The following is a 14,919-nucleotide window of genomic DNA, read 5'->3' on the forward strand; positions in this document are numbered from 1 at the left end:
AACTCTCAAAGCAACAGTTTAATAATAAGATAAAACCCGATATTCTATCAGTTTTTAACAAGATTGATGCGTTTCCAATTAAGGAAAATTTGATTAACATCCGAAATTAGAAAAAGTATAAGATAAACCCACTTGCAAAGAGATCAATATCTATGGCCCTCGATCAAATTTGGAAACAACAGCTCACGCTCGTCACCTATGGCAATGAATTCCTCAACAAAGAGCTGAGTTTTAATCGTTGGAAACAACATCCTATTTTTGATCAACATCTCTTTGTATTTCGAGATCTTATCTCGCAGCATCTATTGGCACAACACTTTCAAATTTGGCTTGAAGGACTCAAAAAACAAGGCACAAAACGCCTAAGTTTACACAGTTCAAATCTGTTAAATGACGAACAGAATCCAAATACCAACGTCGAACTGCTGCCTTTCGCACACTTTATTGTCAGCCACGAAGCCAATAAAAAAATAGCCTGGATTTTTGGTAAAGAATTGGCAGAATGGTATAACGCAGATAATGATTTTGAAGTCCCAGCTACACAGCAAAATCCCTTACGTCACGAAACCTTCTGGCGTTTTGAACTCAATTCCAAACTCGCCAAACGTATTGATGCAGATTTACAACCGCCAAATTGGGATGATATTCAAAGCTACACACAAACCGAATTATTCAATAGCCCCTTAATACAAGGTTTTGTCGAGCCTACACAGTCAAACTTACCGTATTTTGGCTATGTTGCAAAAACAAATACTGAAAATGAATTAGATCCCCAAAAGCTTGCTTTAATCCCTACGGATTATGCTGCTGATTTTGCACATAAATCCCTCTATAGACTTGAGGCGTTAAATTATTATATCCAGAATAAATTACAACATCCTCAACATGAAGATGGCTCCCTACTCAGTGCTGATGAGCAACTTAACCTACGCCATTTTTCGCAAAAACTTGAAGATCTTCAAGCCAAATTTATTGTGAAAGTTGCCAACCACTATCAAACAGCGCAACTGACTTCAATCGCAGTAAATAATCCATTGGAAGGTGCCGCTGTTACAACCGCAACATCCACTCCTTCTACCTCACACCACCCTCATAAAATTGGTTCTTCTGCCGTATTCAAGCTCATCCTAATTACCGTCATTATTTGTATTGTGGCTTATTATTTTGGTTTATAAAGAGCAAAAGAAAGCCACACAATTGTGGCTTTCTTGGATTGATTTCAATATAACGTGCATAAGTACTGTATATTTTTGATTTTTCAAAAACATATTTTAATAAACAATATTAAGATGTAATTAACAAATTAAATGGCCGTATCTCAATGCGCACTTGATGTTTATCGGCATGCTGATTGATATAATGCTGCACAGCAACAACTTCCCCTTCTAATTCTGCGTCTGGCCCATACATAATTTTAACCGATTCGCCAATTCTTGGAATCATTTCCAGCTTTACAGTGATCCGCGCTTGATTCACACCCACAATTTCTGCAAGCATTGGCCTATTCCTTTTTATAATGACTTATTTTTATTAGGCGACTAAGTCTGATTCATTTAAAGATAAATTATGTAACACCACTCAAATTTTATGCTTTAACAAAACGTAGGCCATAAAAAAGACCGCATAAAGCGGTCTTTTTTAAATCATCGGAAGATGATTAAGCAGCTAATGCGCCTTTAGCTTTTTCAGCTAAAGCAGCAAATGCAACTGCATCATGCATAGCGATGTCAGCAAGTACGCGACGGTCGATGATCACTTGAGCTTTTTTCAAGCCATCGATCATACGGCTGTAAGACAAACCGTTTAGACGAGCACCAGCATTGATACGCGCAATCCATAGAGCACGGAATTGACGTTTCTTCTGACGACGGTCACGGTAAGCGTATTGACCCGCTTTGATTACTGCTTGGAACGCTACGCGATATACGCGTGAACGAGCGCCGTAGTAACCTTTAGCACGAGCAAGAATTTTTTTATGACGGCGATGAGCCTGTACACCACGTTTTACACGAGCCATTTATAATCTCCTTAGATGTATGGGCACATACGACGAACTGAAGCAACGTCACTCACGTGAACCATTACACAGCCGCGCAATTGACGAATACGCTTAGCAGATTTTTTGGTCAAAATGTGGCGTTTGAACGCTTGTTTACGCTTGAAACCGTTAGCAGTCGCTTTAAAGCGTTTAGCTGCACCACGGCGAGTTTTCATCTTAGGCATAACAACCTCTTTTGAACACCTGTTCGGAACGTTTGCACCATTGCAAAACGACCTGCAGGTAAGGGAGCGAGTATTCTAATCGAACTCTGCCTAAAACAAAAGTAAATAATGCGCAAAAAAGGAAGCTTAGTCTATTTCCTGATAAGCTTTAAGCGATGATTTTATAACCTAGACTTAGTCCAAGCCGTATAATGCCTCATCCTTTCAATACTGTACCGCCATGAACGCTACGCAGGATGCTTTTGCCGCACTCCGATACCGAGACTTCTCTATAGTTACACTCAATCAATTTTGTCTTACTCTCGCCATTCTTATTCAAGAAATTATTGTGGCATATTCGCTGTATAAGATTACCAAAGATCCGCTCACACTCGGTTTAATTGGGCTTGCCGAAGCGATTCCATTTATTGCCCTTTCACTATGGGGCGGTTATTTTGCCGATCGCTTTAACAAACAAAGCATTATGAAAATTTGCCTATGCTTTGCAGTACCACTTCCACTGCTTTTATGGGGGTTATTTCATGCATTTGGATTAGGGCACATTGGTGTCACCAGTTTATCTTTAGGCATTTATGCCGTGATTTTTGCTTTAGGTACGATTCGTGGATTTTACAATCCTTCAGCCACCTCATTAAAACCCTTTTTAATTCCACGCGAGTTATATGCCAATGGGGCCACATGGACCACAATTGGCTGGCAAAGTGGCGTTATCTTAGGTCCAATGTTGGGCGGGTTTATGCTTGCATTTCTGGGACGAGAAACCAGTTTACTCAGTGTTGCCGTATTGCTGAGCCTCTGTTTTATCCTGATTAACTTATTACAAAAACGCAACTTCCCAAGTATTGAAACCGAGAACTTATGGGCAAGCTTAGGCGATGGATTTCGTTTTATTTGCGACACCAAAATTGTCTTATGGGCGATTTCACTCGATTTGGTTTCTGTTTTATTTGGTGGTGTAATTGCTCTCCTTCCTATTTTTGCCGAAGACATCTTAAAAACAGGTCCTGAAGGTCTAGGCTATTTACGTGCTGCACCCTCTATCGGCGCACTCATCACCATGATTGCTCTGACCCGATTTCCACCTACACGCAATGCTTGGCGCAACATGTTACTCGCTGTGGCTGGATTTGGTTTTTTCACGCTCGTCTTTGCTTTTTCCAGTCATGTCTGGCTGTCCTTGTTTGCTTTAGCCATGACAGGTGCCTGTGACAGTATTTCGGTCGTGGTACGTCAAACCATCTTACAAATTTATCCACCCGAAAATATGCGTGGGCGCGTTGCGGCAGTAAACGGTATGTTTGTATCCAGTAGTAATGAATTAGGTGCTTTTGAATCTGGGCTTGCAGCCAAATATATGGGCACCATTATGGCAACGGTGTTTGGCGGTTGTATGACCATGCTTGTGGTCGGACTGAGTTGGTTGAAAACTTCCGATTTATTTGGCGTCGATATTACTCAAGGAAAAGACCAATAAAACATGAATTTAGACTTGCCAGTATTTTCAAATCAGGAAATACTGGGCGACAATTCAGCCACCATTATGCATGAGCATTCTTGAACGAATGTCGTCTCTGATCTTATGAAACAACTGATTTGTTTTTCCTTGATTCTTAGTTTTCCTTTTGTACATAGCTACAGTGCAGAGAAAGCCAGTACCTCACAATTGGCGGTACAAAAAAGCACTGCACTGCCCGCCCATTTAACCACACGTATTCAATGGACGACTTTCCCCCAGCCGCAATACAATCATGACGATTTAAAAGGACAAAATCGTGCGGCAATCTTGCGTATTTATGCTGATGAAACAGGAAAAATTACCCAAGCCAGTGTTCAAGAAAGTACGGGCCTAAAAAACTTAGATGAAATTTTACTTCAAGCTGTACGTCAAGCTCATGTTCAGCCGTATAAAGTCGAAGATACTACGCTGCCGGTTATTGGCTATCAAACCTTTAGTTTAAATCTAGAGCAAGACCCATCTGAGTGCAATTACAGCTTTAATTCTAAAAACTGGATGGCACAGCAGCAGCAACAAAAAGTTAAATTTTACTATACAGCCCAACCCCAACTTGAACTCAATCGTGATGATCTAAATCAACATGATCGTAAGATCAAGTTTGGCTTTAAAGTGGACAAACACGGCGCGGTCAAAAAAGTAAAAATTAATCAAGGCTCTGGCATTTATGCACTCGACCAAAATATTGTACAAGCCATTTCCAAAAGCCAAATTACAGTGAAGCGCACCGCAAGTACTTTATGGCTTTATAAAAAATCTAGCTTTAAAGATGAAATTCAATTCAAACTCAACCAATGCTCATAAGTAAGCTATAGGGAGGACATGTTTTCCTCCCTATCTTTTTAATAGCTAAAACAGCCTTTCCAATTAGAACCATCCTAGAAAAACAAGATAAAGTACAAGATAACGCCCAGTTTTCGCTATGCACACCATCAACAAAAAACGCAGAAAATTTTCTTTGAGCAAACCTGCAATCAAGGTAATGGGATCTCCAATAATAGGCACCCAACTCAACAATAATGACCAAAAACCATATTTTTGATAAATTCGTTGTGCTTGCAGCATTTTCTGTTCCGAAACAGGAAACCATTTTTTATGCTTGTAGTGTTCAATCTTAAAGCCCAAATACCAATTGACACATGAGCCTAAAATATTACCGATACTGGCTACTGCTATCAGCAATCCAGCGGAATAACTGCCATTTGCCAATAATCCCAATAATACAGCCTCAGATTGCAAAGGCAGTAAAGTGGCGGCACCAAAAGCGGAAAGGAATAAAAGCCCTAAAGTCCACATGATGTTATGAAGACAAACCTAACTTTTTCTTTGTCCCAAAATATTCATAACCTGACCAAATTAATGAGAGTACCAATAATAAGCGACGCGCTACAGTGTATTTATCTGCAATCGGTTCAATAGCAGCTCGCAATAGTGCTTGGTCCTTGCTATTGAGCAACTCAACAATTTTTTGAACATGTACGGCTTCTGCGACGAATAACATACAACATCCTACAATTCCCACAATAATACTGATATAAATTCTAGGATTTGCTTCAATAATTCGAGTTAAATTTAAAAAAAATGCTTTCATCACAACCTACTGATTTCCAAGTTTGAAAATCACAAAAAATGCTGGGGAAGGAGCAGATATTAACATACTGAGGGACTCAACCTGAGAAAGGATATCCCCCATCAACAGCACAATCACAAAATCGAGAAATGGTGTGTAGATGAATGAGACCAATATCAGCAAGAAATGAAATTAAAATACCCTGAAGCTTCTCAAAAGTTTTTAAAATCCAATTTGTTTATCCTGAAAAACAGATCATGAGGTACCTTAATTGCTACAACTGTACTTAGAAAGTAATCAACGCCTGCTCTTTAACCTTTCTCAAGAACTTCAAAATCTGTAAAAATTCTTTTAGATAGATTTCAACCTTATCGGAAAATTTTCATCAAAAATTCTTTTATGCCACCTATTAAAGACAATCAATTTGAAGGATTTCGAAAGATTCGAAATACGTTTACACATAGTTTCAAGAATATAAATTTCAATACGCAATCAATGAAGGGCTTAATGAATGGCAATCTCATTGAAACCACACACCCGCGTGAACTATTTCATAACTGGCTCATCAATCTAGAAAGTGGCTTACTCTATCGCTCAAAACAGGTACTAGAAGAGCCTTGTAAATCGAAAACATCTAAAGTAAGCCATTTAAAAATATCGTTTTATGGAGCTAGATCGCTTTTAACTCACTACCAGAGACTTTAAACTTTAATTGCCAAAGCCTTTTGCACAGCTGGACGTGCTGTCAAGCGCTCAACATATTCCTTCACATAAGGATAATCTTCTAGCTGAATCTGCTGCCATTCGTAACGCAGAATCCACGGTAAAATCGCCATGTCTGCAATCGAATATTCCCCAGCCACATATTTTTGACCGATCAACTGCTGATTTAATACCGCATATAAACGCTTGGTTTCATTCACATAACGCTCGGTTGCATACGGAATTCGTTCAGGTGCAAAGCGACTAAAATGATGATTTTGCCCTAACATTGGCCCTAAACCACCCATTTGCCACATTAACCACTGCTCCACTTCAACGCGCTCTTGTTCATCCGTTGGATAATACAATCCTGTTTTACGACCCAAGTATTGTAAAATTGCCCCAGATTCAAATACCGATATAGGTTCACCCTTCGGCCCATTTTGATCTACGATGGCAGGAATTTTATTGTTTGGCGAGATACGTAAAAAATCAGGTTGAAATTGATCATTTTCTAAAATATTGACTGGAAAAATTTGATATTCCAAGCCCATTTCTTCTAAAGCAATCGTAATTTTATGACCGTTGGGCGTCCCCCAATAATACAAATCGATCATTCTTATGTCCTTTGTTTATTCACTTCTTTGGGATACACGATAGCATAATTAAACATGATTATTTTGATGTAATTTTATAAACGCTTTAGCACTTATTCGAATAAAAATCCTCTAGATATGTACATTTCAAACCACCTTATATACTCCCCCCTAAAGTACCTACTACAAACAAATTTATCTTCAGACAATAAAAAAGCACTGCATAGGCAGTGCTTTTTAAGATCAATGGATCATTACTTTTTCTTTTTAGGACCAAGTAACATACCCATTTGACGACCTTCCATCTTTGGTGCTTGCTCTACAATACCAAATTCAGCCACATCTGTTTCAATTTTCTGTAATTGAGCCAAACCTAACTGTTGGTGAGCCATTTCACGACCACGGAAGCGTAATGTGATTTTTACCTTATTGCCTTCTTCAAGGAACTTGATAATTGCACGTAATTTTACGTTGTAATCACCAACATCAGTACCAGGGCGGAGTTTGATTTCTTTCACCTGTACTTGATGCTGTTTTTTCTTCGCTTCTTTCTGCTTTTGCTTTAGATCAAACAAATGCTTGTTGAAGTCCATGATTTTACAAACAGGCGGCTCAGCGTTTGCTACGATCTCAACCAGATCAAGCTCAACACTTTCAGCAGCGCGCAATGCATCTGCCAAGCTTACAATACCTTTTTGCTCACCATTTTCGTCTACAAGACGAACTTCTTTCGCACGAATTTCATCATTCAAAGCAGGACGGTTTGATTTGTTACCGCCCTGTTGATTACGGTCAGGCTGTTTAATCGCTGTTACTCCACAATGTACCGGCCGCGTTCGGCAACGGCTGCTTTTACTAAGTCAACGAAAGCGTCGATTGACATAGTACCCAAATTTTTTCCAGAACGGGTACGGACGTTTACAGTACCTTCCTCTACTTCACGGTCTCCAAGGACCAATAAGTAAGGAATACGCTCTAATGTACGTTCACGAATCTTAAAGCCGATTTTTTCATTTCTCAAGTCTGAAATCACACGCAGACCGTTTTCTTTAAGTTTCGCAACGACAGACTCACAAGCTTCTGCTTGCGAATCGGTAATGTTCATCACACATGCTTGGATTGGTGTTAACCAAGGTGGCATAAAGCCCGCATAGTGTTCAATAAGTATACCAATAAAACGTTCAAAACTACCAAGAATTGCACGATGCAACATTACAGGTTGATCACGATCATTATCTTCAGTGACATATGATGCATCTAAACGTTCTGGCAAATTGAAGTCACATTGGATTGTACCACATTGCCATACTCGACCTAAGCAGTCTTTCAACGAGAATTCAATTTTCGGACCGTAGAATGCCCCTTCACCTGGTTGTAACTCCCAAGCAAGGCCAGCAGCATCCAAAGCATCTGCTAAAGATTTTTCCGCCATATCCCAAAGTGCATCATCACCCACGCGTTTTTCTGGACGTGTAGACAATTTCATTTGCACGTCTTCGAAACCAAAGTCTTTATAAACATCTAAAGTCAGTTTAATAAAGTCAGCAACCTCTTTACCAATTTGTTCTTTGGTACAGAAGATGTGTGCATCATCTTGGGTAAAGCCGCGGACACGCATAATGCCGTGTAGTGAACCCGATGGCTCATTACGGTGGCACGAACCAAACTCAGCTAAACGAATTGGCAAGTCGCGGTATGATTTCAAACCTTGGTTAAATACTTGCACGTGACATGGGCAGTTCATTGGTTTTACAGCGTAGTTACGACTTTCAGAATGCGTCGTAAACATGTTGTCTGCGTAGTTTGCCGCATGACCTGATTTTTCCCACAACGTAAAGTCTACGATTTGTGGTGTTTTAATCTCAAGATAACCATTGTCTTGCTGAACTTTACGCATGTATTGTTCAAGTACTTGGTAAATGGTCCAACCATTTGGATGCCAGAACACCATACCCGGCGCTTCTTCTTGCATATGGAACAAGTCTAAAGCTTTACCAATTTTACGGTGGTCACGCTTTTCAGCTTCTTCAATACGCTTGATATAAGCCGCAAGCTGTTTCTTATCTGCCCATGCTGTACCATAAATACGTTGTAACTGTTCATTCTTCGCATCACCACGCCAGTAAGCGCCTGACATTTTAGTCAGCTTGAATGCTTTTAAAAATTTAGTATTTGGTACGTGTGGACCGCGACACATGTCCAAATAGTCTTGATGGTAGTACAAGCCCATTTGGGTTTCATTTGGCATGTCTGCAATCAAGCGCAATTTATAATCTTCACCACGCGCTGTGAATTCTGCAATCACTTCATCACGTGGCGTCATTTTTTTAATGACATCATAGTCTTGATCGATGAGCTTTTTCATGCGCTCTTCGATGGCCGCCATGTCTTCTGGCGTAAATGGCTTTGCGCTGAAAATATCGTAATAGAAGCCATCTTCAATGACTGGACCAATCACCATTTTCGCTTCAGGGAACAATTGCTTAACCGCATGTCCCACCAAGTGAGCGCAAGAGTGACGAATAATTTCGACACCTTCTTCGTCTTTAGGCGTAATAATTTGAAGGCTTGCATCCGTGGTAATTAGGTCAGATGCATCGACTAAGCGACCATCGACTTTTCCTGCAACTGTATTTTTAGCAAGACCCGGACCGATGCTCAGTGCAACGTCCATCACAGATACGGCTTGATCAAATTGTTTTTGATCGCCATTTGGCAAAGTGATAATTGGCATAAAAAAATCCTTAAGGAGTGATGCCCCGTACCATGGAGCATGTCACCGCGAGATTATGATCGAGGCAGAACCTCAAAAGATAAAAACGGTGGATAAAAACTGCTAAGAATTTTACACGGGTTCAGGGTTGGATAAAACCTTTTAACTCGATAAATCTGATTCCAATCAAAAAATTGTCATTTTTTATGCATTTGAACCTTTTAGAATGATTTTCAATCTTGATGTCATGCATATATTTTTATCCGCTATAGTTTTCTGCATTGACAAATGAGATTAAAAAATAAACATACATTCTACTTTTTCATATATATTTGAATTTAATCACATTTATGAATTTGTATTCATTCAATAGCGATTTTTAATTATTTTTACATAAAATTCATTACCTTATAAAAAGTAACCCCTCGACTAAAGCATAAATGCAAGTCCAACTTGAAATGCTTATCTTTAAAGCATCAATGATAATAAATATACATGGAGTTGTTACATGGTTGCTGCCTACGATGAACTACCGCGCACCCCTGCGAATTTTGTTGCACTATCCCCATTGCGCTATTTGGAACGCGCCGCTTATATTTACCCACATCAAGATGCAATTATTCATGGCAAGCGACATATCAGTTGGCGAGAAACCTATAATCGTTGCCGTCAGTTTGCACATCAGTTGCAAAAATTAGGCATTGGTAAAAACGATACAGTTTCAGTGCTATTACCCAATATTCCAGCCATGCTTGAAGCCCACTTCGCAGTGCCAATGATTGGTGCGGTATTAAATACTCTGAATACCCGTTTAGATGCCAAGACCATTGCGTTCATGCTAGAACACGCTGAAACCAAAGTACTTTTAGTTGACCCTGAATTCGCCCTCCTTGCCAAAGAAGCTTTAAGCTTGGTTTCCCATTCAATTTATGTGATTGATGTCGATGATGAAGAATACGAACAATGTTTTTCCACTCCGATTGGTCAAATTGAATATGAAGACTGGCTGGCTGAAGGCGATGCCGAGTTTGAATGGCATTTACCCAGTGATGAATGGGATGCCATTAGCCTGAACTATACTTCGGGCACGACGGGCAATCCTAAAGGCGTGGTTTATCACCATCGTGGGGCATACATTAATGCGGCCAGTAATATCATCGCTTGTGGTATGACACCACGCGCCACCTACCTATGGACCCTACCGCTGTTCCATTGCAATGGTTGGTGTTTTGCCTGGACCATGGCTGCCAATGGCGGTACTAACATTTGCTTACGTAAAGTTGACCCTGAATTGATCTTTAACTTAATTGCAGTGCATAAAGTGGATTATTTCTGTGGCGCACCCATTGTGCTATCGATGTTAATTAACACTCCAGAACAGAAACAAATTAAATTTGAACATCGCGTCGAAGTCATGGTTGCAGGTGCAGCTCCACCTGCTGCCATTATTGAAGGTATGTGCAATATTGGCATTAATGTCACACACGTCTATGGTCTCACGGAAACTTATGGGCCTTCTGCCCTTTGTGCATCTCAAGCAGGTTGGTCAGACTTGTCTATTCAAGAACAAGCGCAACTGCATTCGCGTCAAGGCGTTCCCTACCCGCTTCAAGATGGCATGAAAGTCCTCGACCCAGAAACCTTGGAACCCGTGCCTAAAGATGGCACAACCATGGGCGAAATTATGTTCCGCGGCAATATTGTCATGAAAGGTTATCTGAAAAACCCTGAAGCAACTACAGAAGCCTTTAAGGGAGGTTGGTTCCATACAGGTGATTTGGCGGTTTGCCAACCTGATGGTTATGCCAAAATTACTGATCGCTCCAAAGATGTGATTATTTCAGGTGGAGAAAATATTTCTTCAATAGAAGTAGAAGAAGTCTTATATCGACATCCCGCTATTTTAACGGCTGCGGTGGTGGCCAAACCAGATTCGCGCTGGCAAGAAGTGCCATGTGCCTTTATCGAGCTCAAAGCAGGCAAGGAAACTACACCAGAGGAAATTATTGAGTTCTGCAAACAACATCTGGCACGCTTTAAAGTACCGAAAGATGTGGTGATTACAGAAATTCCAAAAACTTCAACAGGCAAATTACAAAAATTTGTCCTACGCAACTGGGCCAAAGAGCGTGCAACGGGCGAATTTAGTTAAGCACTCGGTAGACTACAAGTACAAATGTCTTCACATAAAAAAGCGACCTTAACGGTCGCTTTTTTATGTCTAAATAACTTAATTATCCGAAATTAAAGCCACTTGCTGAACGTAGTTAAACAACTTCAAACGCGAAGCTTTAAGTTGCTCCTCATCAAGCTGCTGTTTCATATCGCGGTGGATACGCAATACGTGCTGACGAATGGTATGACGTTCCGCGGCATTATACGTTTTTGAAAACTCATTAATGACCACATCACCATCTTTGATCATACGATCGACCCAACGCTGCAATTGAGCAGTTTTTTTCGCGCCTTGTTGTGGTGTCAAATAAGACAAAATCACTGTTTCATCTTCATTACGCAACAACTTACCAATGCGTAAAAATTGGCGGCGACGAGCTTCATTTGATGTAATCAGTTTCACATCCAAAAGTGCTTCAATCAAACGCTCTTCAACAGGTAAGTTTTGAATTTGTTTAGTGTTCAACTCTGCAAGTTGAGAACCCAAAGATGCCATACGTTGTACGGCTTTTTTCTGTTCAGTTTTACTTGCACGTCCTTCTAAAGATTCAAAGTCTTCGTCAGTAAAACGGTTCGGTCGACGTGCCACGATTAATCTGCCTCGTAAAATTTTGCTGCAAATAGTGCTTGAACTTCAGATAGGGCTTTTTCCTCATCTGCGCCTTCAATCACTAAACGTAAAGTGGTGCCTTTACCTGCGCCAAGCATCAGTAAAGACATAATGTTTTTCGCATCGACTAATTTATCACCTTTTCCAATCTGAATAGATGATTTGAATTTGGTGGTTACTTCAATGAGTTTGCCAGATGCACGCGCATGTAACCCTAGTTTATTAATTACGTCAACAGTTGTGTCAATCATGACCAGTGCTTCATTTCTCGATGTAGGACTTGAATAGACCAGTTCGCTTCAAGCGCTTTTTTGAGTCTATCCACAATATAAACAGAACGATGCTGTCCACCTGTACAACCAATAGAGACCGTCATATAGTGACGATGCCCTTCGGCAAATTCAGGTAACCACTTGTCCAAAAAATGATAAATGTCTTTAAACATTTCATTGGTCTGTGGACTTTGTTCCAAAAATTTTTGTACTGGCACATCTAAACCAGAATATTTCCGCAACTCCAAATCCCAATGCGGATTCGGTAAATGACGCACATCAAAGACATAGTCAGCATCTAAAGGAATGCCATGTTTATAGCCAAATGACTGCAAAATTACAATTAAGTTATCGGACTGTCCAAGTTTAGACAATAAAGTATGCTTTAAATCATGCACACTTTTATCAGTTGTATCAATATTTACTGTAGAGCGTAATTGTATCGGAAGTAATAATGTTTTTTCTTCCTGAATACACTCATTCAAACTTTTAAAACGATTCGACAATGGATGCGGGCGACGTGAAGCACTAAATCGTGCGATTAACTCCTGATCCCGCGTGGTCAAATAAATAATATCGACCATTCCATGCCGTAATAATTGCTCAAAAACCAGATCAAACTCCTGCAAATCTGCACGGGTACTCCGAACATCCACCCCTAAGGCCAATTGTTCAAGATTATTTTCACGATCCAGTTTCGACACAATCTCTGGCAGCAATGCCAAAGGCAAATTATCAATGCAGTAATAACCTAAATCTTCCAGTACCTGCAATGCAGATGACTTACCTGAACCAGATTGTCCTGTCACAATCAAAATGCGCTTCATGGCAAAGCTATTCCTTGGCTTTTATGATGCAGTATGCTTAACCTGCAAATTATCGATGAGTCGGGTTGTGCCCAATTTTGCCGCGACAAACAAAACAAGATCTTGATTAAATTGATCAATACCTTGTAATTGTGGTGTACGCGCTTCTACATAGTCCACAACTAGACCTGCTTCTGTCAACGAAGTTTTAATATTCGCTAACACTTCCGTTAAATCAGTGCCTTGCTGCAATTCTGCTGCTGCATGTTTCAAATTTTGAAAAATGCTTGGCGCAATTTTACGCTGCTCTTCAGTTAAATAACCATTACGCGAACTTAACGCCAAACCATCTTCTGCACGTGCAATTGGTACGCCAATCACTTCCAATGGAATATTTAAATCACGCACCAATTGACGAATCACTGCTAACTGTTGAAAGTCTTTCTGACCAAAAAAAGCATAATTCGGCTGTACAATATTAAACAGCTTAGTCACAACAACGGCCACGCCATCAAAATGCCCTGGACGCTGTTGACCGCATAAATCATTGGTAATTTCAGAAACACTGATATTGGTTAAACGTGGCTGCTTGCCATACATTTGCTCGACTGATGGTGCAAAAATAATGTCACAACCAACATCTGCCAAAAGCTGACTGTCTTGATCTAATGTCCGCGGGTAATTATCAAAATCTTCATTGGGTCCAAATTGAATCGGATTGACAAAGACACTGACGACAACTACGTCACAAAGTTTGCGCGCTTCACGTACAAGGTTCAAATGTCCTTGATGTAAATTCCCCATGGTCGGAACAAAGCCGATAATTTTTCGCGCAGTACGAGCAGGTTGCAGTGATGCTGCCAAGCCTTGTATCGTTGTTTCAGTTTTCATATTACAGCTCTACTTGAAAAGTATGTTCTTTTGCTGGGAATGATTGATCGAGCACAGCGGCATGATAAGCCTTAAATGCATCTAAAATTGCAGTTTCACCTGCTTGCTCTTTCATAAAATTACGCACGAATTTGGCTACGCGTCCAAACGTCAAACCGAGCATATCTTGTACAACTAAAACTTGTCCATCTGTTTCGACCCCCGCACCAATACCAATCACGGGAATATGCGGAAAGCGAGCTGTCACTTCTTGACCCAACTGTGCAGGCACACATTCAAGTAACAATACCGCAGCACCTGCATCAACCACAGCTTGGCAATCTGCAAGCAATTTATCTGCGGCTTCACGTGAACGTGCTTGCAGCTTATAACCACCTAAAACATGGACTGATTGTGGGGTTAAGCCCAAATGCACACAGACTGGAATACCATTTCGGGTCAATACTTCTACAGTTTCACTTAACCAAGCACCGCCTTCAATTTTGACCATCTGCGCGCCCGCTTGCATCACGGTTTTCGCATTCACCAATGCATCATTTAATGTTGCATAAGACATAAAAGGTAAGTCAGTCATAATCAACGCATGTTGATTACCACGGCGCACAGCCGCAGTGTGATAAGCCATGTCTTCAACAGTAACAGGTAAAGTTGAATCACGACCTTGTATTGCCATCCCTAAAGAGTCACCAATTAAAATCGTATCGACTTCAGCAAGTTCCATCGCTTTTGCCATGCTCGCATCGTAGCAAGTCAGGCATGAAAACTTACGTCCATCTTGTTTAAATTGTCTTAAGTCACTCAGACTAATCATGAGATGTTCCTCTCTAGAAGTTCCTAGAACATACCTT

General features: G+C 40.4%; 17 protein-coding genes. 4 read left to right on the forward strand and 13 right to left on the reverse strand.

Annotation, left to right across the window (positions count from 1 at the left end; translation table 11 throughout):
- Window positions 1-152: 152 nt before the first annotated feature.
- Entirely contained in the window at window positions 153-1,175 is a 1,023-nt protein-coding gene (locus tag E0H94_RS11555; RefSeq protein WP_131326664.1) for a hypothetical protein, read from the forward strand.
- 109 nt (window positions 1,176-1,284) lie between these two features.
- Here the strand turns inward: E0H94_RS11555 and E0H94_RS11560 are convergent, their stop codons facing one another.
- The 3 genes from E0H94_RS11560 to rpmI all read right to left on the reverse strand — a co-directional run bounded on the left by E0H94_RS11560 (window position 1,285) and on the right by rpmI (window position 2,223).
- A complete protein-coding gene (locus E0H94_RS11560) occupies window positions 1,285-1,497 on the reverse strand; it encodes a hypothetical protein (protein WP_131326665.1) in 213 nt (70 codons plus the stop codon).
- A gap of 160 nt (window positions 1,498-1,657) precedes the next feature.
- Entirely contained in the window at window positions 1,658-2,017 is a 360-nt protein-coding gene (gene rplT / locus E0H94_RS11565) for a 50S ribosomal protein L20 (protein ID WP_004675688.1), read from the reverse strand.
- 11 nt (window positions 2,018-2,028) lie between these two features.
- A complete protein-coding gene (rpmI, locus tag E0H94_RS11570) occupies window positions 2,029-2,223 on the reverse strand; it encodes a 50S ribosomal protein L35 (RefSeq protein ID WP_004278281.1) in 195 nt (64 codons plus the stop codon).
- 220 nt (window positions 2,224-2,443) lie between these two features.
- Between rpmI and E0H94_RS11575 the strand changes: the two genes are divergently transcribed.
- Window positions 2,444-3,697, forward strand: coding sequence for an MFS transporter (locus tag E0H94_RS11575; RefSeq protein WP_131326666.1), 1,254 nt, complete (start codon window positions 2,444-2,446; stop codon window positions 3,695-3,697).
- A 105-nt stretch (window positions 3,698-3,802) separates the two neighbouring features.
- Window positions 3,803-4,540, forward strand: a complete 738-nt coding sequence (locus tag E0H94_RS11580; protein ID WP_131326667.1) for an energy transducer TonB — start codon at window positions 3,803-3,805, stop codon at window positions 4,538-4,540.
- Window positions 4,541-4,603: 63 nt separating this feature from the next.
- Here the strand turns inward: E0H94_RS11580 and E0H94_RS11585 are convergent, their stop codons facing one another.
- From E0H94_RS11585 to thrS, 5 genes are all read right to left on the reverse strand, one after another.
- Complete coding sequence (locus E0H94_RS11585) at window positions 4,604-5,032, reverse strand: YqaA family protein (RefSeq protein WP_131326668.1); 429 nt, start codon at window positions 5,030-5,032, stop codon at window positions 4,604-4,606.
- Window positions 5,033-5,036: 4 nt separating this feature from the next.
- On the reverse strand, window positions 5,037-5,330 hold the full coding sequence (locus E0H94_RS11590) for a hypothetical protein (protein ID WP_131326669.1): 294 nt from the start codon (window positions 5,328-5,330) through the stop codon (window positions 5,037-5,039).
- 677 nt (window positions 5,331-6,007) lie between these two features.
- Window positions 6,008-6,625 carry a glutathione S-transferase N-terminal domain-containing protein gene (locus E0H94_RS11595; protein WP_131326670.1) on the reverse strand — a complete coding sequence of 206 codons (618 nt, stop codon included), beginning with the start codon at window positions 6,623-6,625 and terminating at the stop codon, window positions 6,008-6,010.
- 233 nt (window positions 6,626-6,858) lie between these two features.
- A complete protein-coding gene (gene infC, locus E0H94_RS11600; protein ID WP_165815706.1) occupies window positions 6,859-7,356 on the reverse strand; it encodes a translation initiation factor IF-3 in 498 nt (165 codons plus the stop codon).
- Window positions 7,357-7,415: 59 nt separating this feature from the next.
- Window positions 7,416-9,338 (reverse strand): threonine--tRNA ligase, encoded by a 1,923-nt coding sequence (gene thrS, locus E0H94_RS11605; RefSeq protein WP_131326671.1) that lies wholly within the window; start codon window positions 9,336-9,338, stop codon window positions 7,416-7,418.
- A 487-nt stretch (window positions 9,339-9,825) separates the two neighbouring features.
- Between thrS and E0H94_RS11610 the strand changes: the two genes are divergently transcribed.
- Window positions 9,826-11,469 carry an acyl-CoA synthetase gene (locus E0H94_RS11610; RefSeq protein ID WP_131326672.1) on the forward strand — a complete coding sequence of 548 codons (1,644 nt, stop codon included), beginning with the start codon at window positions 9,826-9,828 and terminating at the stop codon, window positions 11,467-11,469.
- A 78-nt stretch (window positions 11,470-11,547) separates the two neighbouring features.
- Here E0H94_RS11610 and yjgA read toward each other — a convergent pair whose 3' ends face one another.
- Genes yjgA through panB form a run of 5 tightly spaced genes read right to left on the reverse strand, consistent with a single transcriptional unit; the run spans window position 11,548 to window position 14,882 of the window.
- Window positions 11,548-12,081, reverse strand: a complete 534-nt coding sequence (yjgA, locus tag E0H94_RS11615; RefSeq protein ID WP_131265543.1) for a ribosome biogenesis factor YjgA — start codon at window positions 12,079-12,081, stop codon at window positions 11,548-11,550.
- A 2-nt stretch (window positions 12,082-12,083) separates the two neighbouring features.
- On the reverse strand, window positions 12,084-12,353 hold the full coding sequence (locus tag E0H94_RS11620) for an HPr family phosphocarrier protein (protein ID WP_016166136.1): 270 nt from the start codon (window positions 12,351-12,353) through the stop codon (window positions 12,084-12,086).
- Entirely contained in the window at window positions 12,350-13,201 is an 852-nt protein-coding gene (gene rapZ / locus E0H94_RS11625) for an RNase adapter RapZ (protein WP_131326673.1), read from the reverse strand. Before rapZ ends, E0H94_RS11620 begins: the two co-directional genes overlap by 4 nt.
- A 21-nt stretch (window positions 13,202-13,222) precedes the next feature.
- A complete protein-coding gene (panC, locus tag E0H94_RS11630) occupies window positions 13,223-14,071 on the reverse strand; it encodes a pantoate--beta-alanine ligase (protein WP_131326674.1) in 849 nt (282 codons plus the stop codon).
- A gap of 1 nt (window position 14,072) precedes the next feature.
- Window positions 14,073-14,882 (reverse strand): 3-methyl-2-oxobutanoate hydroxymethyltransferase, encoded by an 810-nt coding sequence (gene panB / locus E0H94_RS11635; protein ID WP_131265547.1) that lies wholly within the window; start codon window positions 14,880-14,882, stop codon window positions 14,073-14,075.
- Window positions 14,883-14,919 lie beyond the last annotated feature (37 nt).

This window comes from Acinetobacter sp. ANC 4173 (assembly GCF_004331255.1).
In the GTDB taxonomy this organism is placed as follows: domain Bacteria; phylum Pseudomonadota; class Gammaproteobacteria; order Pseudomonadales; family Moraxellaceae; genus Acinetobacter.